Origin of the sequence: Shewanella sp. 8A (assembly GCF_023475945.1) — a bacterium.
GTDB classification, from domain to species: Bacteria; Pseudomonadota; Gammaproteobacteria; order Enterobacterales; family Shewanellaceae; genus Shewanella; species Shewanella xiamenensis.
Genome location: NZ_JAMDJP010000015.1, coordinates 43646 through 65333 on the forward strand (window position 1 = coordinate 43646; position 21688 = coordinate 65333).

General features: G+C 48.5%; 19 protein-coding genes and 1 other RNA gene. 13 read left to right on the top strand and 7 right to left on the bottom strand.

Annotated elements, in window-relative coordinates; all coding sequences use genetic code 11:
• Positions 1 to 12: 12 nt before the first annotated feature.
• The 4 genes from M0413_RS13045 to M0413_RS13060 all read left to right on the top strand — a co-directional run bounded on the left by M0413_RS13045 (position 13) and on the right by M0413_RS13060 (position 5693).
• On the top strand, positions 13 to 1647 hold the full coding sequence (locus tag M0413_RS13045; protein ID WP_249554510.1) for an ABC transporter permease: 1635 nt from the start codon (positions 13 to 15) through the stop codon (positions 1645 to 1647).
• Positions 1644 to 2693 (top strand): ABC transporter ATP-binding protein, encoded by a 1050-nt coding sequence (locus tag M0413_RS13050; protein WP_037428482.1) that lies wholly within the window; start codon positions 1644 to 1646, stop codon positions 2691 to 2693. The genes M0413_RS13045 and M0413_RS13050 overlap by 4 nt, the downstream gene beginning before the upstream one ends.
• A 142-nt stretch (positions 2694 to 2835) precedes the next feature.
• A complete protein-coding gene (ggt, locus tag M0413_RS13055) occupies positions 2836 to 4548 on the top strand; it encodes a gamma-glutamyltransferase (RefSeq protein ID WP_037428480.1) in 1713 nt (570 codons plus the stop codon).
• A 203-nt stretch (positions 4549 to 4751) separates the two neighbouring features.
• The gene (locus M0413_RS13060) at positions 4752 to 5693 is read left to right on the top strand and encodes a Dyp-type peroxidase (protein ID WP_037414323.1); all 942 of its coding nucleotides are present in this window, start codon (positions 4752 to 4754) and stop codon (positions 5691 to 5693) included.
• 64 nt (positions 5694 to 5757) lie between these two features.
• Here the strand turns inward: M0413_RS13060 and M0413_RS13065 are convergent, their stop codons facing one another.
• Positions 5758 to 6660: a LysR family transcriptional regulator gene (locus M0413_RS13065; RefSeq protein ID WP_088210150.1), complete on the bottom strand. Its 903-nt coding sequence runs from the start codon at positions 6658 to 6660 to the stop codon at positions 5758 to 5760.
• Positions 6661 to 6779: 119 nt separating this feature from the next.
• Between M0413_RS13065 and M0413_RS13070 the strand changes: the two genes are divergently transcribed.
• Positions 6780 to 7412, top strand: coding sequence for an NAD(P)-dependent oxidoreductase (locus M0413_RS13070; RefSeq protein ID WP_037428474.1), 633 nt, complete (start codon positions 6780 to 6782; stop codon positions 7410 to 7412).
• Positions 7413 to 7533: 121 nt separating this feature from the next.
• On the opposite strand, the gene argR is transcribed toward M0413_RS13070, so the two are convergent.
• Positions 7534 to 8004, bottom strand: coding sequence for a transcriptional regulator ArgR (argR, locus tag M0413_RS13075; RefSeq protein WP_011071072.1), 471 nt, complete (start codon positions 8002 to 8004; stop codon positions 7534 to 7536).
• A 289-nt stretch (positions 8005 to 8293) separates the two neighbouring features.
• On the opposite strand from argR, the gene mdh reads away from it, so the two are divergent.
• The gene (gene mdh, locus M0413_RS13080) at positions 8294 to 9229 is read left to right on the top strand and encodes a malate dehydrogenase (protein WP_037414331.1); all 936 of its coding nucleotides are present in this window, start codon (positions 8294 to 8296) and stop codon (positions 9227 to 9229) included.
• A gap of 95 nt (positions 9230 to 9324) precedes the next feature.
• On the opposite strand, the gene M0413_RS13085 is transcribed toward mdh, so the two are convergent.
• Positions 9325 to 9714, bottom strand: a complete 390-nt coding sequence (locus M0413_RS13085) for a thiol-disulfide oxidoreductase DCC family protein (protein WP_218677881.1) — start codon at positions 9712 to 9714, stop codon at positions 9325 to 9327.
• Positions 9715 to 9925: 211 nt separating this feature from the next.
• On the opposite strand from M0413_RS13085, the gene folM reads away from it, so the two are divergent.
• A complete protein-coding gene (folM, locus tag M0413_RS13090) occupies positions 9926 to 10645 on the top strand; it encodes a dihydromonapterin reductase (RefSeq protein ID WP_249554512.1) in 720 nt (239 codons plus the stop codon).
• A gap of 74 nt (positions 10646 to 10719) precedes the next feature.
• Here the strand turns inward: folM and M0413_RS13095 are convergent, their stop codons facing one another.
• From M0413_RS13095 to M0413_RS13105, 3 genes are all read right to left on the bottom strand, one after another.
• Positions 10720 to 11406, bottom strand: coding sequence for a 5-formyltetrahydrofolate cyclo-ligase (locus tag M0413_RS13095; protein WP_249554513.1), 687 nt, complete (start codon positions 11404 to 11406; stop codon positions 10720 to 10722).
• A 7-nt stretch (positions 11407 to 11413) separates the two neighbouring features.
• Positions 11414 to 11594: non-coding RNA, 6S RNA (gene ssrS, locus M0413_RS13100), on the bottom strand.
• Positions 11595 to 11708: 114 nt separating this feature from the next.
• Positions 11709 to 12011, bottom strand: a complete 303-nt coding sequence (locus M0413_RS13105; RefSeq protein WP_037414335.1) for a cell division protein ZapA — start codon at positions 12009 to 12011, stop codon at positions 11709 to 11711.
• Positions 12012 to 12236: 225 nt separating this feature from the next.
• On the opposite strand from M0413_RS13105, the gene M0413_RS13110 reads away from it, so the two are divergent.
• The 6 genes from M0413_RS13110 to gcvP all read left to right on the top strand — a co-directional run bounded on the left by M0413_RS13110 (position 12237) and on the right by gcvP (position 20315).
• Positions 12237 to 12812, top strand: a complete 576-nt coding sequence (locus M0413_RS13110; protein WP_249554514.1) for a UPF0149 family protein — start codon at positions 12237 to 12239, stop codon at positions 12810 to 12812.
• Positions 12813 to 12918: 106 nt separating this feature from the next.
• Positions 12919 to 14142, top strand: a complete 1224-nt coding sequence (ubiH, locus tag M0413_RS13115) for a 2-octaprenyl-6-methoxyphenyl hydroxylase (protein WP_249554515.1) — start codon at positions 12919 to 12921, stop codon at positions 14140 to 14142.
• A 36-nt stretch (positions 14143 to 14178) separates the two neighbouring features.
• A complete protein-coding gene (locus M0413_RS13120) occupies positions 14179 to 15396 on the top strand; it encodes an FAD-dependent monooxygenase (protein ID WP_249554516.1) in 1218 nt (405 codons plus the stop codon).
• Between the two features lie 398 nt (positions 15397 to 15794).
• Positions 15795 to 16889 carry a glycine cleavage system aminomethyltransferase GcvT gene (gcvT, locus tag M0413_RS13125; RefSeq protein ID WP_037428462.1) on the top strand — a complete coding sequence of 365 codons (1095 nt, stop codon included), beginning with the start codon at positions 15795 to 15797 and terminating at the stop codon, positions 16887 to 16889.
• A 25-nt stretch (positions 16890 to 16914) separates the two neighbouring features.
• Complete coding sequence (gene gcvH / locus M0413_RS13130) at positions 16915 to 17304, top strand: glycine cleavage system protein GcvH (protein WP_011071083.1); 390 nt, start codon at positions 16915 to 16917, stop codon at positions 17302 to 17304.
• A gap of 122 nt (positions 17305 to 17426) precedes the next feature.
• On the top strand, positions 17427 to 20315 hold the full coding sequence (gene gcvP, locus M0413_RS13135) for an aminomethyl-transferring glycine dehydrogenase (RefSeq protein WP_249554517.1): 2889 nt from the start codon (positions 17427 to 17429) through the stop codon (positions 20313 to 20315).
• Positions 20316 to 21045: 730 nt separating this feature from the next.
• Here gcvP and M0413_RS13140 read toward each other — a convergent pair.
• Positions 21046 to 21681, bottom strand: coding sequence for a hypothetical protein (locus tag M0413_RS13140; protein WP_249554518.1), 636 nt, complete (start codon positions 21679 to 21681; stop codon positions 21046 to 21048).
• Positions 21682 to 21688: the final 7 nt, after the last annotated feature.

A 21688-nucleotide genomic window follows, 5' to 3' on the forward strand; every position in this document is an offset into this window, starting at 1 on the left:
TAAAGGAGCCACATGATTTTAGGATTAGCCAGAAGCTGGTCGCTTACTGGTTATGCCATAGCTGTGCTACTGGTGTTACCCCTCGTTGCGTTACTTCTTCAAGCGGCTCAGCCCGATGAGGCCGTTTTTGGTCATCTACTTTCTACTGTATTACCGACATACATCACTAATAGCTTATGGTTGATCCTGTGGGTGAGTACTGGCTCACTCTTGCTAGCGTTGCCCTGCGCTTGGTTAATGGCGCGCTGTGAATTTGTCGGTAGACGGTATTTGCAATGGGCTTTGTTATTGCCCTTAGCCATGCCAGCCTACATTGTTGCCTACGTGTATACGGATTTATTTGATTACGCCGGCCCAGTACAAAGGAGTTTGCGCGCGCTCTTTGGTTGGAGCTCTCCGCAGGATTACTTTTTCCCTGATATTCGCACCTTAGGTGGTGCAGCGTGTGTGTTATCGCTGGTGTTATTTCCCTATATTTATCTGTTAGCGCGTACCGCGTTTATGGAGCAATCCTTAAGCTTGGCGCATGCATCAAGGATCATGGGCTGCTCGCCGTGGCAGAGTTTTTGGCGTTTATCTTTGCCAATGGCAAGGCCCTCCTTGGCCGTGGGTGTGGCATTAGTGGCGATGGAAACCGCAGCGGATTTTGCAACGGTTAACTATTTTGCCGTGCCAACCTTAACGACAGCCGTATATGACACTTGGTTGGGCTATGGCAATTTAACCGCCGCGGCAAAGCTGTCGGCCATTATCCTGCTGGTGGTGTTTAGCTTGATTGGCGTTGAGCGTTTTGCCCGCCGTAAGCAGCAGTTATTCCAAAAACAGTCCCGCATTCAAGTGAGCGATTTATATCGGCTCTCACCAATGCAAACCCTGTTTGCCCTCGGTTATTGCATCACCTTGTTACTGCTGGCCTTTGTGCTGCCAAGCGGCATTTTACTCTCCTACGCTATCGGTTATTTTGAGCAGAGCTGGGATTCGATTTTCTGGCAATTGAGCGTGAATAGCTTGAGCCTCGCGCTCATTACTAGCCTAGTGTGCTGCGCGATTGCATTGATATTGATGTTTATTCGCCGTGTGAGCCCAAGATTGAGCGATGCGCTGCCATCGCGCTTGGCTTCAACTGGCTATGCTTTACCCGGTACGGTACTTGCCATTGGTGTATTGGTGCCATTAACCCTGCTGGACTTTGCGATTAACGACGTCGCCGATTGGTTGGGCATGGCAGGCCCTGGGCTGCTGCTCACTGGCAGTACGGTTGCGCTGGTTTTTGCTTTTTGTGTGCGCTTTGTGGCCATTGCGATTGGCAGTGTTGAGACTAGCTATAAACGCATCTCGCCCTCACTGGATATGGTCAGTCTAACTCTTGGGCAAAGCCCTCGACGTTTGCTCCAAAGAGTGCATCTGCCGCTGCTCACTAAGGGGTTATTTGCCGGGGCGCTGCTGGTGTTTATCGAAAGCATGAAAGAATTACCGGCGGCATTGTTGCTGCGTCCCATAGGGTTTGAGAATCTTGCGACCTATGTATTCCAGTTTGTCTCAGACGAAAAGCTTGAATATGGCGCCTTGCCAGCCATTGTGATTGTGCTCGTGGGTTTAGTCCCGCTGATTTATTTAAACCGTTCTTTGGAGCAAGATAGCCGATGACCAGTACGCTCAATCTTCATCAAGTTCATAGCGATTATCAGGGCCAACAGGTACTCAAAGGCTTAGATTTAACCCTGGCACAAGGGGAAATCCTTGCGCTGCTCGGCCCAAGTGGCTGCGGCAAAACCACCTTGCTGAGGGCGGTGGCAGGATTGCAGGCGATTAGCCAAGGTGAGATCCAAATCAATGGCAAGACGGTCAGCGGCGCAGGGCAATTTGTGCCGAGTGAGCAACGGGGCATAGGGATGATTTTCCAAGACTATGCTTTGTTCCCCCATTTGACCGTCGCCGAGAATATTCTCTTTGGTGTGGCAAAATTAACGCCAGCGCAGCGCAAGGCGCGGTTAGATGACATGCTCGCCCTAGTAAAACTTGAAGGCTTAGCCAAGCGTTATCCCCATGAGTTGTCAGGTGGTCAGCAGCAGCGGGTGTCGATTGCCCGCGCATTAGCCTATGAGCCGCAATTACTGTTACTCGACGAGCCTTTTTCGAATATCGATGCACAGGTGCGCCACAGCATGATGGCGGAGATCCGCAGCATTCTAAAGCAGCGTAATGTTAGTGCGGTTTTTGTTACCCATAGCAAAGATGAGGCCTTTGTGTTTGCCGATACCTTGGCCATTTTTAATCAAGGTGTGATAGTACAACATGGCCGAGCGGAAGACTTATATGCCGCACCAAATAGCCGCTATGTGGCTGATTTTCTGGGAAGTGGCAACTATTTACCCGCCGAGGTCGTTGATGGCCACCGTGTTGTCACTCCTATTGGTGAGCTGCGAAGCCTCACGCCCTTGTCAAAGTCTAATGCATTTAATGGCCAAGTGTTTTTGCGGCCACAGCAATTGGCGCTCAGTGCCGATGATGCGGGCGTAGGGACAATTACCGAGCGGCGCTTCCTCGGCGCATTTTGCCATTATTGGGTAAAAGTCGAGGCGGCATCCCACGCCCATTATGTTGAAGTGCGTAGCCAAATTATGCAGTTCAATGTTGGTCAGCGAGTGGGCTTAAATACTGAGCCACATTCCCTAGTGCTATTTGAGTCTTAATGCCTAGGCCGAACTCGATATGCCAGTGTCTCAGCAGAAAGCATGACATTTTTGCTTACGTTTAACTTGGGTAAAAAACACCTAGATTGCTGATATTTTCAGCCTTCCTTGTTACCTTAATTCCTCCAGAGTGGGAGGAATTATGATAAAAACAATAAAATCAATTTGTACCTTAGTCACAGTGGCGACAGCAATGTCGTCATCGGGAGTGTTAGCCATGGATAGGATCACGGGTAAAGCCTTTGCGACGCGCTCAGAAGTGTATGCCACCCACGGAATGGCGGCGACCAGTCAACCGCTGGCGACACAGGTCGCGATTGATGTATTAAAACAGGGCGGCAGCGCTGTGGATGCAGCCATTGCAGCGAATGCCATGCTGGGCTTAGTCGAGCCGACTGGCTCGGGTGTTGGTGGTGATTTATTTGCCATCGTCTGGAGTGCTAAAGATAAAAAGCTCTATGGCCTTAATGCCTCTGGTCGCAGCCCCAAATCCTTAACGCTAGAGAAGCTAAAATCCCTCGGATTAGATTACTTGCCTCCTTTGGGGCCGCTACCCGTATCCGTTCCTGGTGCGGTGGATGGATGGTTCGAACTGCACGATAAGTTCGGCAAGTTACCAATGGCCGATAATTTAGCCCCAGCGATTCGTTATGCCCGCGAAGGTTTCCCTGTCTCCGAGTTGATTGCCTATTACCTTGAGGGCAGCGGTAAAAAGCTCGCTCAATTCCCCGGTTTTAAAGAAACCTATATGCCCAATGGCAAGATGCCTGCGGTGGGCGAAATCTTCAAAAATCCTGCACTGGCAAACACCTATGAGAAAATTGCTAAAGGCGGCCGCGATGCCTTTTACAAGGGGGACATTGCCAAAAGTATTGATAAGTACATCAAGGCTCAAGGGGGCTATTTAAGTTATGAAGACTTAGCCAGCCATACCAGTGACTGGATTGAACCCGTATCGGTCAATTACCGTGGTTACGATGTGTGGGAGCTACCGCCAAATGGTCAGGGGATTGCCGCGCTACAGATCTTAAAAACTATGGAACCCTTCGATGTCGCCGCCATGGGCTTTAATAGTCCCGAATATGTGCACTTATTTGTAGAGGCCAAAAAACTCGCCTTTGCCGATCGCGCGAAATTCTATGCCGATATGGCCTTTAACAAAGTGCCTGTAAAAGAGTTGATCTCGCAGCAATATAATTACGATCGCGCCAAGTTAATTGATTTAAACAAGGCGGCTAAGAGTGTCGATGCGGGCAATCCTGCGCTGCAACATGGGGATACTGTGTACCTCACTACCGCGGATAAAGACGGCAACATGGTGTCGCTGATCCAGAGTAACTACCGCGGCATGGGCTCAGGTATGACGCCGCCGGATCTCGGCTTTGTGCTGCAAGATCGCGGGCAGATGTTCGATCTCACCGAAGGTCGATTTAACACCTATGCGCCGGGTAAGCGGCCCTTCCATACCATTATTCCCGCCTTTGTGACCAAAGACGGTAAACCTTGGCTCAGTTTTGGGGTGATGGGCGGCGCAACACAGCCGCAAATGCATGCGCAGATTATTATCAATCTGATTGATTTTAAAATGAACTTGCAAGAAGCGGGTGATGCCCCCAGAATTTTACACTCAGGTTCGACTGAGCCTACGGGGGAGATAATGAATGACGGTGGCTATGTGAGCCTTGAATCAGGCTTCCCCGTTGAAACTCGCCGTGAGCTGATGAAGAAAGGCCATGTGCTTCGCGATGTTCTCGGTGATTTCGGTGGCTATCAAGCCATTGGCTTTAATGCTGAAACTGGCGTTTACCGCGGTGCATCAGAAAGCCGAAAGGATGGTTATGCCGCAGGATATTAACGCATCACTCGTTTTGCTCTACTGAAGCGAATGCAGAATAGTCAACATTGACGAGGCGTAATAGCCTCGTCAATTTTTATATTTCAGCCTCAAAAGGCCTTTACATCACAAAGACGGACAAACTGTGCGTTACTTAATGTCATTTTCAGGTAAAGTTGCGGATAATATTGCCGAAAATGAATCGACAACAGGGTGATAACCAGATGGATATTCAAAATATGCCGCGTGAACAGTTAGGTGTGTGTGCAGAGGGAAACTTACATAGCGTCTATTTGATGTTTAATGCGAGCGACAACGATAACGTTGAATCGCAATTGCGTCCCTGTATTGCCAACGTTGCGCAGTATATTTATGAGTTGACGGATCAGTATTCCGACAGTGCATTCAATGGTTTTGTGGCCATAGGCGCCAACTATTGGGACAGTCTCTATCCCGATGCTCGCCCAGAAATGCTTAAGCCTTTCCCGGCGATGCAGGCGGGTAACCGCGAGGCGCCTGCTATCGAATACGATCTGTTTGTGCATCTTCGTTGCGATCGTTACGACATTTTGCATTTAGTCGCCAACGAAATCAGCCAAATGTTCGAAGACTTAGTCGAGCTAGTGGAAGAAGAGCGCGGCTTTAGATTTATGGATAGTCGCGACTTAACGGGCTTTGTGGATGGCACCGAAAACCCGAAAGGGCGTCATCGCCAAGAGGTCGCCTTGGTTGGGGATGAAGACCCTGAATTTAAGGGCGGCAGCTATATTCACGTACAAAAGTACGCCCACAACTTGAGTAAGTGGCATAGATTACCGCTTAAAAAGCAAGAAGATATTATCGGTCGTACCAAGCAAGACAACATCGAATACGAGTCGGAAGATAAGCCATTAACCAGCCATATCAAGCGGGTAAACCTCAAGGATGAAAACGGCAAGTCCATCGAGATTTTGCGCCAGAGCATGCCTTACGGCTCGCTCAAAGAACAAGGTTTGATGTTTATTTCAACCTGCCGCACACCGGATCACTTCGAGAAGATGCTCCATAGCATGGTGTTTGGCGATGGTGCGGGTAATCACGATCACTTGATGCACTTCACCAGCGCATTGACGGGTTCTTCTTTCTTCGCCCCAAGCTTAGATTTTTTGATGCAATTCGATAATTAACCCTTAGCAAATCGCGACTAAACGCACTGAGCCTTAAAACCTCAGTGCGTTTTTGTTTGTGGGCTTAGCTCGCCGCTGTCCACTTATTGATATCGAGCTGCCATTGCTGAGCGGTAAAATCGATAAAGGCGCGCACTAGCGCTTGTTGGTAGCTGCGAGATAAGTACACGGCCCAGAGGGTTTGGCCTGGCGCCGTGTATTCGGGGAGCACTTCTTGCAGTTGACCGCTGGCCAGATATTGATTAGCTAAGTCACAGGGCAAGTAGGCAATCCCATGCCCGCGCAACGCGGCGCTGACCAGCACTCCCATTTCATTGGCCATCAGATTCCCCATAGGTTTAATCAGCTCACTCTGTTGCTCCTTGAGTAGCTGCCAATGTTGCTGCGAACTATGGATAAGGCAATTATGGCTGAGCAGATCGTTAGGGAGGGTTAACGGCTCGGCTTGAGCCAAGTAACTGGGCGCAGCACATAAAACGGCATCAATGCTCATCAGTTTACGGGCGATTAGATTCTCATCTGGCTGCTCGGTATAGCGCAGTGCTACGTCCACCCGCTCATCCACCAACTGGGCAAAACTGTCCGACATTAACAGCTGAATATTGACCTTAGGATGCAATTTTATAAAGCGATCGACCACATCAAACAGACTGTGCTGCCCAAGTCCGACGGGTGTGGCAATACGAATACTGCCGACTAATTCAGTGTTATGACTATGGGCGCGGCTTTCCATTGCGGCGACTTCGCTCAGCACCCGCTGACAATATTGCAGGGCTTCTTCACCCTGTAAGGTCAGGCTAACGCTGCGGGTGGTGCGGTGTAGCAGGCGTAAACTGAGCCACTGCTCAATTTCTTGAATATGGCGAGAAACCTGTAAACGACTGAGATCGAGGTGTTCTGCGGCCTTAGTAAAGCTGCCACAGTTGGCCACTTCGATAAAGCTACGCATGGCGGCGATTTTATCCATATATAATTACACCCATTAGTATCTCAGTTTGAAACAATCCTGCTCATTTATCGATATTTATCACGCTAAGTATCGCAAGTAAACTGGTCTCAATTTAAATCAGCAGTGAGACTTATCAAATGAAAATTGCAGTATTAGGTGCATCAGGTTGGATTGGCGGAACCATTTTAAATGAAGCCTTAAGCCGTGGTCATGACGTCGTTGCCTTAGTGCGTGACCCAAGCAAGCTTGGTGAAACGGCGGCAGAAGTGCGTAGTGTTGACCTGACTCAGCCATTAACCGCTGAAACCTTTGCAGGCGTGGATGTGTTAATTGCTTCAGTGGGCGGCCGCGCCGAGCAGAATCACGGCTTAGTGGCGAAAACAGTTAATAATCTATTAGCCGTATTGCCACAGGCTAAAGTGCCACGTTTATTGTGGGTCGGTGGGGCTGGTAGTCTAGAAGTGGCACCGGGAGTAACCTTGGTTTCAAGCCCAGATTTCCCGCCCGCTTATAAGGATGAAGCTCTGGCTCAAGGTGAAGCATTAAAGGCATTTCGCGCCGCCAACACCACTGTTAACTGGACTTTTGTCAGCCCAGCGGCAGAGATCTACCCTGGTGCAAGCGAAGGCTCTTACCGTTTAGGTGGCGATAGCTTCTTTACCGATGCAAATGGCCGTAGCCGGATTTCGGTGAGTGATTACGCCAAAGCCATGCTCGATGAAGCAGAAAAAGCGGCGCATCCCAATCAAAGGATCAGTGTGGCTTACTAAGGCTGAGGAGTTTCGGCTAAATACTGTAACGTAAGCGGGACACAAGCCCTGAAATTAGGCTAATCCTGGACTGAAAAGCGTACAGTGGAAATAGAACAGGTCAGCAAGCTGACCTGTTTTTTTATTCTGCGTAGTTGAATAAAGATTTGATGGTTTCCAAGGTATCGGCGATATCTTGAATGCTAGATGGACAAATAAAGATCGTATCGTCACCCGCAATGGTTCCCAAAATCCCTTCAGGTTTACCGATGGAGTCTAACAAACGAGCAATTAATTGTGCGGCGCCTGGGCTAGTGCGGACAACAATCATCGCTTGGTTATGGTCAACATCGAGTACTAAATTCTTTAACGGGCTGCCCGCAGTGGGCACGCCTAATTCGGCAGGTAAGCAATAAACCATCTCCTGCTTAGCGTTGCGAGTGCGCACGGCACCGAACTTGCTGAGCATACGAGACACTTTAGATTGGTTTATATTAGTAAAGCCTTCTGCTTGCAAGGCGGTGACGATTTCACTCTGGGAGCCAAAGCGCTCCTCTTTTAAAATCGCCTTAAAAATTCTAACAAGGTCATCCTGATTCTTGGTCGTTTGCATAGTCTTATTCTTTATTCAAAAAAACAGGCTTATTCTGAATAGTTTTGGTTAAACTGTCAACAAATAACCACAATGACTGAATAAAAATGCAATTAGCTCACTTTATGCTAATTCATTTATAAATGTATTTGTTGAACTAGAGTAAATATTCAACATTGCAACGCGCTGTTTTAGTAAATCTTTGAATCAACGACTAAGGGATAATTGAAATTAGCGTGACATTCCAGTAATGTGACGCCAACGCAAATTAGATCCATGTCACAATATCCGAGAAATAACGGAGATAACTATGAAAGTTGCTGTACTTGGTGCTGCTGGTGGTATCGGCCAGGCTCTTGCCCTACTGTTAAAAACTCAATTACCTGCGGGTTCTCAACTGTCTCTATACGATATCGCACCGGTAACTCCGGGTGTTGCGGTTGACTTGAGCCATATCCCAACTGCGGTTGAAATCAAAGGTTTTGCTGGTGAAGATCCAACGCCTGCCCTCGTGGGTGCTGACGTTGTGCTTATCTCTGCTGGTGTTGCACGTAAGCCTGGTATGGATCGTTCAGATCTGTTCAATATCAACGCAGGTATCGTTCGCAACCTGATCGAGAAAGTGGCTGTTACTTGCCCTAAAGCGCTCGTGGGTATTATCACTAACCCAGTAAACACTACAGTTGCTATTGCTGCTGAAGTGCTGAAAAAAGCAGGTGTTTACGATAAGAACCGTTTATTCGGCGTGACCACTCTGGACGTTATCCGTTCTGAGACTTTCATCGCTGAATTAAAAGGCTTAAACGTTGCTGACGTTAAAATCAACGTGATCGGCGGCCACAGTGGCGTGACTATTCTGCCATTACTGTCTCAAGTTGAAGGCGTGACTTTCTCTGATGAAGAAGTGGCTTCTTTAACTAAACGTATCCAAAACGCGGGTACTGAAGTGGTTGAAGCTAAAGCCGGTGGCGGCAGCGCGACCCTGTCTATGGGTCAAGCGGCATGCCGTTTCGGTATGTCTCTGGTTCGTGGTCTGCAAGGCGAAGCTAACATCGTTGAATGTGCTTACGTTGACGGCGGCAGCGAACACGCTGAATTCTTCGCTCAACCAGTATTGTTAGGCAAAAACGGTATCGAAAAAGTACTGCCTTACGGTGAAGTGAGCGCATTCGAAGCTAACGCCCGTGATTCTATGTTAGATACGCTGAAAGGCGATATCAAACTAGGCGTTGATTTCGTTAAGTAATTCTTCTGAATTATGAGAAAACGGAGCCGAATGGCTCCGTTTTTTTATGCTTTAAACTTTGTTCTCTAAACAGGGGTTCTTAATCTTGAGTCTCGCTATTTAGGCAGTTGGCATTGGCTGTCACAGCGGGCTTTACCCGTCAGTAGATAGGAAATACGGTATCTGTGCTTGGCGAATCTCAGGTAGCACCAATCCGCGATAGGTTTGATAAGCGGTAAGCGTAGCGCTTGTACCCAAGGGCGAGTGCCTGTTAGCGCCCATGCTTTGCAGGTGACATCCAGCCCGAGCAGCACTTGGCCGGAGGCGGTTTCGCCATGGAGAATGGTATTGGCGTAGTCTTTATCGATATAGCTGAATCTTGAGCTGAAATTGTCAGCATTAAGATCCACCAGTTCAATTCTGTCGTGGGGATCGCGCGCTTTGAGTTGACGCATTTCGGCGCTACATAATGGGCAATTGCCATCGAAAAAAATCCGCAGTTCCATTAGGTCTACCTCTTACTGTGTGTCCCTGAGTATACGCAGTTGCCAGGCATTTAGATCGACATGTTTACGGTTTTAATTGTTATACACTCTTGGCTAGAGGCATTAAGCTATTGCGATGAGTGACATGATTATGTGATTACGTGATTGTGCGATTAACAATCTGCCAAATGCGTTTGCTTTTAATCAGTGCTTGGCAAATAACAGGATGGATATGACAGCTCCCATTATTATCACTGGCGTGGGTAAACGTATTGGTTACGCCCTCGCGAAACACTTGCTCACCCAAGGGCACAAGGTGATTGGCACTTACCGCAGCCATTATCCCAGCATCGATGAGTTGCAGTCTTTAGGCGCGACCTTAATCCAATGCGACTTTTACGATAATGCGCAGCTCCAAACCCTGATTGAGCAATTGAGCCAATACCCCAAAATCCGCGCCATTATCCATAACGCCTCTGACTGGTTGCCAGACAACAGCCCAAGCCTTGCTGCCCATGAAGTGATGCAGCGCATGATGCAGGTGCATGTGAGCGTACCCTATCAAATGAATTTGGCCTTAGCCTCACAGCTGCGAGCGGGAGCCGAGGGCGAGATTGGCGCCAGCGATATTATCCATTTCACTGACTATGTGGCCGAAAAGGGCAGTGCCAAGCACATGGCTTATGCGGCCAGTAAAGCGGCGCTAGATAATTTAACCTTATCCTTTGCGGCGCAATTGGCACCTGAAGTCAAAGTCAATGCGATTGCGCCGGCGATGATCCTTTTTAATCCAAGCGATGATGAAGCCTATCGACAAAAGACCTTAGCCAAGGCCATCTTGCCAAAAGAAGCTGGAAATCAGGAGATTATTGCCTTAGTGGATTATCTATTGGCGAGCCGTTATGTCACTGGGCGCAGCCACAATGTCGATGGTGGGCGGCATTTAAGGTAAAAAAGAATCTAGATTTTAGGTCCTAGGTCCTAGGTGCTAGGTCCTAGAATCTAGTTATCTAGCACCTTCTTTATTCAAAACTCCCATACTCGACTTGGAGTGATGATCGTCGGCAAGGGCACATCCCAATGTTCGCATGGCAGGCTCGGTACTTGTTGGCAATCATGGGCATACCCCATCGGCAGAGGTTTACCTCTGCTGTGCCAATTGGCGAGCGTTCTGTCGTAATAGCCGCCGCCCATGCCCATGCGATTGCCTTTGATATCAAAGGCAACCAGCGGGGTGATCACCACATCGAGTCGCTCAATCGGCATAACGTTACGCACATCTAGCCGTGGCTCTAAAATGCTAAATTGATTCGGCTGCATTGGCGAGTCGGCGTGGTAATGCAAAAACAATAATTGCCCAGCATTAAAGGGGTGCAGCCGTGGCAGATAGGTTTGAATCCCCTGTTGCCAAAGCGCTTCGATAAGCGGAGCTGTTGCCAGTTCGCCATCGTGGGTGAGGTAAAGCGCGACATGCTGGGCCTTCAGCGCGCTGAGCTTTTCGAGCATTCGCTGACATGCGGCAAGGCTTGCCTCGGTTTGCACCTCTGTCGAAAGCGAGCGGCGGGCTAAACGGATTTGTTTGCGTAACTCGGCGCGGCTGAGAGTTGGGCTTAGATTTGGGCTTAGCGACTTGGCGTCAATTTCAGGCTGAGTGCCATGTGGCCCCTTGACTGTTGAGGCCGAAGAGTTCGAGACAGGTGAAGTGATAGACATAAATAAGATGCTCCCCAGAATGCCGCTACCGGTGTAGCCCTTGAACCGTAGGTTCAAGGCGGGTAAATGATTACCTCCTAAGGCTTCTCGGTACGAGCCGAGCATGCTCAATGTCAGTAAAGCATTCACCCTGAGATCAAAATTATCGGCACAGGGACATTACCAGTTGGCCTGCATCCCAGGGAGCAAAAACGGTATTGAATCGCTAATCGTTTGGCTTAAAAAAGTATAGGCCAGTTAGCCATTCACTGTGCAACTCTTCTCAGATAGATGGTGCTTGGCACCGAGTGCACAGTCTAAAACTATTTGGTTGAACGCTCAACTAAGGCGTTTTCCAAGGTTGACTGCAACAGGCTGATGCGGTCATCCATTTGTTTCATATAATGCTTATTCTTTTGCTTTTCTTGGTACAACTCGTGGCCAATATTCAGCGCCGCCATAATGGCAATTTCTTCGCGGCTTAAGCTATTAGTGCGATTTTTTAGGGTGGTGAGTTGCTGCTCAACCCCTTGAGCCACAATACGTAGGGCATCTTCCTGACCTTTCGGACAGGCGATAGAGTAGGTGCGCCCCAGCAGGGTGATTTCAACTGCACTGTTACTCATTCGAAGATGATCCTTTCGTTGGCATCGATAGGGCGGACTATATAGGGCTGATATTAAAAGTGCAAGGTAAGCCGCTGATGGATTGCACATTCGCCGTTTTGTTTGCTGCTTGTGTGAGCAGTTGCCGGAATTTTTATCTTCAACCCTAAGAATGCCGGATCAGAGTTGGTTCAAGTCTTTAACTCTGCTAGCATTGCTGCTGGAAAATTCTGATTGGAATCTGATATGGCGACCCCTCCTTCGTTACGTATCGACAGCTTAAAAATAGCCCTAGATGCGGCTGAAATTGGTCAGCATCCCGTGGAAGTTCACGGTGCTCTTGTGGGTTTAATCTGCGGTGGTGTAGATCAAACCGGTGATTTGTGGATTAAACCGTTATTTGACCTGATGAACGATGGTCAGCCTTTGCCCGCACCTTTACATCAATTGGTGTGTGAGTTGTTCCAAGACTCGGTTGCCCGTTTGAGTGACTTTGATTTTGGTTTTATGCCATTGCTTCCCGAAGAGGAAGAATCCCTCAGTCACCGAGTTGAGGCGCTATCGCTTTGGACGCAAAGCTTTTTAACGGGCATTGCGATTATCCAGCCTAAGCTCAATAAAGCCTCCGCCGAAGTGCGTGAAGTGATTAAAGATCTGGCCGATATCGCTCAAGTGGAATTCGATGTGACCGACGATGAAGAGTCGGAAACCGCCTATATTGAATTGCTGGAATTTGTGCGTATTGCTGCGATTTTGTGTTACTCCGAGTTTGGCCCAGAGCCGAGCCATGAAGAGAGTGATGATCCTGCGGTGATCCATTAATCCCTAAAAGAGAAAGGCGGAGCGATTCCGCCTTTTATTGTTTTTCAAATCTAACATCCTGATGGCGAAACGCTTTTAGCCATGCCATAGCTTGAATGAGAACCCCATGACGGTAGCAGAGCACATGGATAATTCAGTTCAAAATGTCGATATTGCCATTGTCGGTGGCGCCATGGCGGGTGCGACCCTCGCGTTAGCTTTGGCTCGTTTGTCTGGTACTGAAAAACCGTTATCAATTGCCTTAATCGAGGCGCATCTTCCCGATAACAATCACCCCGGTTTTGACGCCCGTTCTATCGCCATTGCCCATGGTTCTATCTTCGAGTTATCCCGTTTAGGTTTATGGCCAAAATTGGCGCATTTAGTCACAGCAATCAAAGATATCCATGTGTCCGATCGTGGTCATTTTGGCATGACGGAACTCAATGCTAGTCAGTTCCATTTAGATGCGCTGGGGCAAGTGGTCGAGCTGGAAAGGGTCGGCCAAGTGCTGTTTAGCGAGCTTAACAAAACTCAGGTTAAGCGCTATTGCCCTGCCAAACTGTCAGCGTTAATTCCCGATATCGACAGCCACACGCTGGTGCTGGATTCCGGCGAGCGGATTTGCGCCAAGCTGGTGGTCGCCGCCGATGGCTTGCAGTCTAAGGTGCGCAGCAGTTTTAATCTGCCCATTACCCAAGTGGTGTTTGAACAAACTGCGATTATCGCCAATCTACAAACCGATAAGCCGCATCAACATTGGGCCTATGAACGCTTTACCGAGACTGGCCCACTAGCGTTATTGCCGATGGCAGATAGCCAAGGCCAGCCGCGTTTATCCCTCGTCTGGGCACTCGATAATCACCGCGCGCAAGCGATGCTGAATGCACCTAAAGCTGAGTTTTTAGCTGCGTTGCAGCAAGCCTTTGGTTATCGCGCCGGCCAGTTTATCGATGTCAGCGAGCGCCATGCTTATCCGTTAAATCTGTCCTACATGCCAAGGCCAATTCACCATAGATGTGTGTTTATTGGTAATGCGGCGCAGACGCTACACCCGATTGCGGGGCAGGGATTTAACTTAGGCCTTCGGGATGTGGTGAGCCTGCTTGAAGTGCTCAACACTGCGCGAGAGCAGGGTGAGGATATCGGCGGTGTCGCCGTCACCCATGGCTATTTGCAGGCCCGTGAGGCGGATAGAAACAGCACTATTCGCAATATTGAATTTTTAGTCCGTGGCTTCTCTAACCAATATTGGCCCCTGGCCCTTGGGCGTAATCTAGGATTGCGGCTGTTGTCTTGGTTCCCGCCACTGAAAACCCCCGTCGCTCAAAAAGCGATGGGCTGGAAATAATCATTACTGGTATCGCAACGCGAAAAGGATGTACCCATGTTAAGTTCACAAGCCTATGACATTGCCATTGTGGGTGGCGGCATGGTGGGACTCGCCACCGCGATAGGATTGGCGCAGGCCGATCTTAATGTTGTCGTTATCGATGCGGGTCACACAGAGGCCGTGAGCGGCGAGCCAAGGTTGCGTGTCAGTGCTATCAACAAGGCGAGCCAACGTTTGCTCGAGCATCTTGGCGCTTGGCACTATGTCGATGCCAGCCGCGCGACGCCCTATCAAAAAATGGCGGTATGGGATAAAGACGGTTTTGGCAAAATCGCCTTCGATGCCAGTAGCATCAGTGAAGCGAGCCTTGGTGCCATTATCGAAAACGATGCCATCAGCTACGCCCTAGCCAAGCGTGCCAGTGAATTTGACAATATCACCCATATCGAAAACCAACGCTTAGAGCGTATCGCCTTTGGCGAGCGTGAAGCTTGGTTGACTCTCGCCAATGGTGCTGAAATAGAAAGTGTGAGCGCCGCACTTGTGATTGCCGCCGATGGCGCCAATTCTTGGGTGCGCGAACAATGTAAGATCCCGTTAACCTTCTGGGATTATGGCCACCATGCGATCGTGGCGACCATTCGTAGCGAAATGCCGCACCTTGCCACCGCTCGCCAAGTGTTTTTGCAGGATGGCCCGCTGGCCTTCTTGCCGTTATATGAAGAAAACCTCTGCTCTATCGTCTGGTCAGTGCCGCCCGAGCGCGCCACTGAATTACTGGCAATGGACAAAGTGCAATTTGAGCGCAATCTTACCGCCGCCTTCGATGGCCGCCTTGGGATTTGCAAGCTTGAGAGTGAACGCCAAGCCTTCCCACTGCGGATGCGCTACGCCCGCCATTTTGCCCGCCACCGTTTATTGCTCGCGGGGGACGCAGCCCACACCATTCATCCATTAGCGGGCCAAGGGGTAAACCTTGGCTTCCTCGATGCCGCCAGCATTATCGAAGTGATTAGCGAATTACAGCAAGCGGGTAAGGATATTGGCGATTATGCCGAGCTGCGCGCCCTAGAGCGTTGGCGCAAGGCCGATGCGATGGAGATGATCGCGGCGATGGAAGGCTTTAAGCGCCTGTTCGAGGGTTCAAACCCAGTTAAAAAGGCCATTCGCGATCTGGGACTGAATCTGGTCGATAATGTCGCTGGGCTGAAAACAGTGTTCATGCAACAGGCCATGGGTAATAAGTCGTCGCTGCCCAAGTTATGTCGCTAGCCTCGGTTGCGCTAATGTGATCAGAATTGCCGCAATTATCAGCGATTTGATTGCAAGCTGCGCAAATCTCGCTTTCGCATGTAAAAAAATTACATGTTGAAGATGAGAAAATCTAATGACACTGGCTTCGGATTAGAAAAATCTCCTGTATACAAATTTGTGACGCAAGGTATAATTTCGCCGCATTTTAGACCCTAGTACTTATACCAATCACGATAAATATCTGATTAATTCAGAGCGAATCAGGCGTTGCAGTGACAGACGCATTGAGACCGAAAGAACCCCTTTCAAATTGATGCATCGTGGAAGTGAAATGCCGATTAGCCAGATATTTAGCCGGATTTGTATCACCCTACGCTAGGCAGAGACCTGAAGAAGGCCGCAAAAAAGGGATAACAATGGCTAATAAAACTGTTCTGTTTAACAAGCACTTAGAATCAAACGCTAAGATGGTTGACTTCCACGGTTGGGATATGCCCCTCAACTATGGTTCACAAATCGAAGAACACCACGCCGTGCGTCAAGACGCAGGTATGTTCGACGTGTCCCACATGACTGTGGTTGATGTGACCGGAACCGACGCTTGTGCATTCCTCCGTAAGTTGCTCGCCAACGATGTGGCCAAACTTAAAGTTCCTGGTAAAGCCTTATACGGCGGCATGTTAGATGACAATGCCGGCATCATCGACGACCTAATCACTTACTACCTCACCGACACTTTCTACCGTGTTGTCGTCAACAGCGCGACCCGCGAAAAAGACTTAGCCTGGATCGCCAAACAATCCCAAGGTTTTGATGTCACAGTGACCGAGCGTCCTGAGCTGGCGATGATCGCCGTTCAAGGCCCTAACGCTAAGGCCAAAGCCGCCGCCGTATTCAGTAGCGAGCAAAATGCTGCGATTGAAGGCATGAAGCCTTTCTTCGGTAAGCAAGCGGGTTCTCTGTTTATTGCGACCACAGGTTACACAGGTGAAGCGGGCTACGAGATTATCGTTCCAGAAGCGGAAGCCGAAGCCCTGTGGCAAGCTCTGTTAGATCAAGGCGTTAAGCCATGTGGTTTAGGCGCTCGCGATACATTACGTCTCGAAGCCGGTATGAACCTCTACGGCTTAGATATGGACGAAACCATCAACCCGCTGGCCGCCAACATGGGCTGGACCATTGCATGGGAGCCAACCGACCGTGACTTTATCGGTCGTAAGGCGCTTGAAGCCCTGCGCGATGCGGGAACCGACAAATTAGTCGGTCTAGTGATGGAAGAAAAAGGCGTGTTACGCCATGATATGCCAGTATTTTTCACCGATGCAGCGGGTGTTGAGCAGCAAGGCGTGATCACTAGCGGTACTTTCTCACCTACATTGGGCTATTCTATTGCGATGGCGCGTGTTCCTAGTTCAATTGGGGATACGGCGGAAGTCGAGATGCGTAAAAAGCGCGTGGCTGTTAGAGTAGTAGCGCCAAACTTTGTGCGCAACGGTAAACAAGCATTTTAAAAAAACGGAACAAGGAACAAGAACAATGAGCAATATTCCGACAGAACTGAAATACGCCTCTTCACACGAATGGATCCGCAAGGAAGAAGACGGTAGCTACACTGTGGGTATCACTGAGCACGCTCAAGAGCTGTTAGGTGACATGGTTTTCGTTGAGCTGCCAGAAGTGGGTGACACTGTCACGGCGGGCGACGACTGTGCAGTGGCGGAATCAGTGAAAGCGGCTTCTGACATCTACGCGCCAATCTCTGGTGAAGTGATTGCCGTCAACGAAGCACTGGAAGATTCTCCAGAGCTGGTAAACAGCGACGCTTACGGCGAAGGCTGGTTCTTCCGCGTTATGCCTTCTGATGAATCAGAAGTTGACGCTCTGCTCGATGCAGAAGGTTACCAAGCTGTAATCGACGAAGAATAATCGTCGACGCTAACGAAGCCCTCAGGGGCTTCGTTTGTTTTAGCGCAAGTTTGACATAACAATAGCCCGTTTATCAGTACCCTACAGTCCTGAGCGACGGCAAATCTGGAACAAGGTTTATCATGACCAAGCAAACCCTCACTCAGTTAGAACAGCACGATTTATTCTTACGTCGCCATATCGGCCCAGATAGCAGCCAACAACAAGAAATGTTGAACTACGTTGGTGCTGAGTCTTTGGACGATCTGACCGCGCAAATCGTGCCTGAGTCGATCCGTTTAAGCCAAGAGTTGAGTATTGGTGATTCCTGCGGCGAAGCCGAAGGCATTGCCTACATTCGTGGTTTAGCCAAACAAAACCAAGTCTTCAAAAGCTACATTGGTATGGGTTACTACGGTACCCAAGTGCCTAATGTGATTTTGCGTAACGTCTTAGAAAATCCAGGTTGGTACACGGCGTACACGCCCTATCAGCCAGAGATCGCCCAAGGCCGTTTAGAAGCAATTCTAAACTTCCAACAAGTGTCGATGGATTTAACCGGTTTAGATTTAGCCTCAGCTTCACTGCTGGACGAAGCGACTGCTGCCGCCGAAGCGATGGCGCTGGCTAAGCGTGTGTCTAAAGCCAAAAAAGCGAACATTTTCTTTGTAGCCGATGACGTATTCCCACAAACCTTAGACGTAGTGAAGACTCGTGCTGAGTGTTTTGGTTTTGAAGTGGTGGTAGGTCCTGCCCATGAAGCAGTAAACCACGAACTGTTTGGTGCTTTGTTCCAATATTCAAACCGTTTCGGTCAAATCACTGACTTCACCGACTTATTCGCCGAATTACGCGCGAAAAACGTGATTGTGACAGTGGCTGCCGACATCATGGCATTAGTGTTACTCAAGTCACCGGGTGCCATGGGCGCCGACGTGGTCTTCGGTAGCGCGCAGCGTTTCGGTGTGCCGATGGGCTTTGGTGGCCCACACGCGGCCTTCTTCGTGGCCCGTGACGAGCACAAACGCTCTATGCCTGGCCGTATCATCGGTGTGTCAAAGGACACTCGTGGTAACCGCGCACTGCGTATGGCGATGCAAACTCGTGAGCAACATATCCGCCGCGAAAAAGCCAACTCAAACATTTGTACCGCGCAAATTCTGTTAGCGAACATGGCGTCTTTCTACGCCGTATTCCACGGCCCACAAGGCCTGAAAACTATCGCATCACGCATCAACCGCTTTGCTGATATCTTAGCCGCGGGCTTACAAGCTAAAGGCGTGAGCTTAGTGAACAGCACTTGGTTCGATACCATCAGCATCAAAGGCTTAGACGTTGCAGCAGTCAATGCTCGCGCACTGGCCGCTGAAATGAACCTGCGTTTCGATGCTGACGGCATTGTCGGCGTGAGCTTAGATGAAACTACTATCCGCAGCGATATCGAAGCGCTGTTCGATGTGATTTTAGGTGCAGGCCATGGCTTAGACGTTGCCGCATTAGATGCGCAAATCGTGGCGCAAGGTAGCCAATCGATTCCTGCCTCTTTAGTGCGTCAAGATGCCATCCTGAGCCACCCAACCTTCAATCGCTACCAAAGCGAAACCGAGATGATGCGTTATATCAAGCGTCTCGAAAGCAAAGACTTAGCATTGAACTACTCAATGATTTCATTGGGTTCATGCACCATGAAGTTAAACGCTGCGGTTGAAATGATCCCAGTCAGCTGGCCAGAATTTGCCAACATGCACCCATTCTGCCCACTGGATCAAGCCAAGGGTTACACCCAACTGATTGAAGAACTGTCTTCATGGTTAGTGAATGTCACAGGTTACGATGCCGTGTGTATCCAACCTAACTCTGGCGCACAGGGTGAATACGCGGGTCTGCTGGCGATTCGTAAATACCACGAGTCTCGCGGCGAAGCCCACAGAAACATCTGCTTAATCCCACAATCTGCCCACGGTACTAACCCCGCATCGGCGCAATTAGCCGGTATGCAAGTCGTGGTGACTGCCTGTGACAAGCAAGGTAACGTGGATTTAGAAGATCTGAAGGCCAAAGCGGCTGAAGTGGCAGAAAACCTGTCATGTATCATGATCACTTACCCATCGACCCACGGTGTGTACGAAGAATCTATCCGCGAGATCTGCAATATTGTGCACCAGCACGGTGGTCAAGTGTACTTGGACGGCGCCAACATGAACGCCCAAGTTGGCTTAACCTCACCAGGCTTTATCGGTGCCGACGTATCGCACCTTAACCTGCACAAAACCTTCGCCATTCCACACGGCGGCGGTGGTCCAGGTATGGGCCCAATCGGCGTGAAAGCGCACTTAGCGCCGTTCGTCGCGGGTCACGTAGTGGTGAAACCAGGCCGCGAAAGCGATAACAACGGTGCAGTATCGGCTGCGCCATACGGCAGTGCTGGCATTCTGCCAATCAGCTGGATGTACATTAAGCTGCTCGGTTCAAAGGGCCTGAAAAAGTCGACTCAAACTGCGCTGTTAAACGCTAACTACGTTATGAAGAAGCTGTCTGAACACTACCCAGTACTGTTCCGCGGCCGTAACGATCGCGTCGCGCACGAATGTATTATCGACCTGCGCCCCATCAAAGAAGCCTCTGGCGTGACCGAAATGGATATCGCTAAGCGTCTGAACGACTACGGTTTCCACGCGCCAACCATGAGCTTCCCTGTAGCGGGCACGCTGATGATTGAGCCAACCGAATCTGAGTCTAAGGTTGAACTGGACCGCTTTATCGACGCTATGGTGTCAATCCGCGCCGAAATCGCTAAGGTTGAAGCAGGCGAGTGGCCAGCGGACAACAACCCGCTGCACAACGCACCACACACTATGGCCGATATTATGGACCCAGCGTTCGATTCACGCCCATACAGCCGTGAAGTGGCCGTGTTCCCAAGTGCCGCAGTGCGTACTAACAAGTTCTGGCCAACCGTGAACCGTATTGATGACGTGTACGGCGACCGGAATTTGTTCTGTGCGTGTGTGCCGATGTCAGACTACGAATAAGGGCTGAATAGTACGTTATTCAGGTCTAACGTTTGATGAAAAGCGAACCCTTAGCGGTTCGCTTTTTTTATTGGTTAGTTTTAACTCTGTAGAGTTCAGTGCTGCGAATGGGCTATTTTGTGGCTTCTGGCAACTGTACTTCCCAATTGCCTGCCGCAGGCTCTCGCACTGTTACGCCAGTGACACGCCGTGGATACTTCCCTGTAGGCTCTACTAAAACATCCATGTTTTAGAAGGTCACTGGTGCAACAATGCTGTATTGGGTGTACTTGTTGAGTGATGAGAAATGTTTGAATCGCAGCTACTTAATTACTAACTTTTCCGAATATCAGGTAAAGGATTCATCTATGGTTAAAATGCGCCATCTGTCTAAAGTCGCTGTTAATTAAGTTTTGATATTATTGTTTTTATTGTATTTTTTTGTAAAAGCACCAAAATTGGTTAAAGTGATGAATACCGATTTTAAAGCAGAGTAAAATGCCTATATCGAGTTAGAGGCAATTTTGTTTAAGAAAATTTTTACATTGCGAAGAGCAAAATGAATTTGGTATAAATCTAATTCAGGAAGGGAGTAAAAACTCGTGAGGTTGATACCTATTTAATCATGTCTCAGCTCAAAAATATTGCCATTTTTTATTGTGTACATTATCTATTAAATAATTTTGAAAGATATTGTAATAAATAATTTGTCTTGATTGGTCGCAATCTAAATTGTACCACTTTTCTAAAGTTATTCTTCTTGATTTTCTGCAAACCATCTTATAGATGTCATAATACTATGGTAAACATTATATATGAAAACTAAACATATCATTAATATTAAGTTTAATAATGATTGAATAATAGATAGTGTAAAAATCAGTAGATAATTTAAAAGTATGGTGGAATCATGGTTTTTTATTAATAGCTGAGTTGAGAATGAGTCAAAAGTTATCTTTGCGAAAAATGTTATTACACAAATTACCGTAATTTCAATGATTACTTTTATGAAAACTAAATGTGTATACATAAGATAAGACATGTCATAATTAGGATGCTTCACCATTGCTAAAGCGAGATTTAATTTTTTATCAGTTAGTGTTGCGTAAATTGAATATCCTGCAAGAATAAAACCTAGTATCGAAACTCCCCAGTTTATCAGATTTTCTGAATATTCAACAATTTTGCTTGCAATTAAATTTGCCTCGGTGTTCACGTCAAAGTTCAAGGCTGTGATCAATGCTAGAGCAATAAAAAATGATTTTATTAGTAATGGGCTAGTCTTTATCTCTCTGGTTTTTCGGTAAAGTTTAGCAAAACCGTTTAATGAGGTGATTTCTTCTATAAAATTTATACGCTCTTGATTTTTTGTGTTGTCAATCTTCATAATATTC

Coding starts and splice junctions, on each gene's coding strand:
- M0413_RS13045 (WP_249554510.1), top strand. CDS start 13: ATGATTTTAGGATTAGCCAGAAGCTGGTCGCTTACTGGTTATGCCATA.
- M0413_RS13050 (WP_037428482.1), top strand. CDS start 1,644: ATGACCAGTACGCTCAATCTTCATCAAGTTCATAGCGATTATCAGGGC.
- ggt (WP_037428480.1), top strand. CDS start 2,836: ATGATAAAAACAATAAAATCAATTTGTACCTTAGTCACAGTGGCGACA.
- M0413_RS13060 (WP_037414323.1), top strand. CDS start 4,752: ATGGATATTCAAAATATGCCGCGTGAACAGTTAGGTGTGTGTGCAGAG.
- M0413_RS13065 (WP_088210150.1), bottom strand. CDS start 6,660: ATGGATAAAATCGCCGCCATGCGTAGCTTTATCGAAGTGGCCAACTGT.
- M0413_RS13070 (WP_037428474.1), top strand. CDS start 6,780: ATGAAAATTGCAGTATTAGGTGCATCAGGTTGGATTGGCGGAACCATT.
- argR (WP_011071072.1), bottom strand. CDS start 8,004: ATGCAAACGACCAAGAATCAGGATGACCTTGTTAGAATTTTTAAGGCG.
- mdh (WP_037414331.1), top strand. CDS start 8,294: ATGAAAGTTGCTGTACTTGGTGCTGCTGGTGGTATCGGCCAGGCTCTT.
- M0413_RS13085 (WP_218677881.1), bottom strand. CDS start 9,714: ATGGAACTGCGGATTTTTTTCGATGGCAATTGCCCATTATGTAGCGCC.
- folM (WP_249554512.1), top strand. CDS start 9,926: ATGACAGCTCCCATTATTATCACTGGCGTGGGTAAACGTATTGGTTAC.
- M0413_RS13095 (WP_249554513.1), bottom strand. CDS start 11,406: ATGTCTATCACTTCACCTGTCTCGAACTCTTCGGCCTCAACAGTCAAG.
- M0413_RS13105 (WP_037414335.1), bottom strand. CDS start 12,011: ATGAGTAACAGTGCAGTTGAAATCACCCTGCTGGGGCGCACCTACTCT.
- M0413_RS13110 (WP_249554514.1), top strand. CDS start 12,237: ATGGCGACCCCTCCTTCGTTACGTATCGACAGCTTAAAAATAGCCCTA.
- ubiH (WP_249554515.1), top strand. CDS start 12,919: ATGACGGTAGCAGAGCACATGGATAATTCAGTTCAAAATGTCGATATT.
- M0413_RS13120 (WP_249554516.1), top strand. CDS start 14,179: ATGTTAAGTTCACAAGCCTATGACATTGCCATTGTGGGTGGCGGCATG.
- gcvT (WP_037428462.1), top strand. CDS start 15,795: ATGGCTAATAAAACTGTTCTGTTTAACAAGCACTTAGAATCAAACGCT.
- gcvH (WP_011071083.1), top strand. CDS start 16,915: ATGAGCAATATTCCGACAGAACTGAAATACGCCTCTTCACACGAATGG.
- gcvP (WP_249554517.1), top strand. CDS start 17,427: ATGACCAAGCAAACCCTCACTCAGTTAGAACAGCACGATTTATTCTTA.
- M0413_RS13140 (WP_249554518.1), bottom strand. CDS start 21,681: ATGAAGATTGACAACACAAAAAATCAAGAGCGTATAAATTTTATAGAA.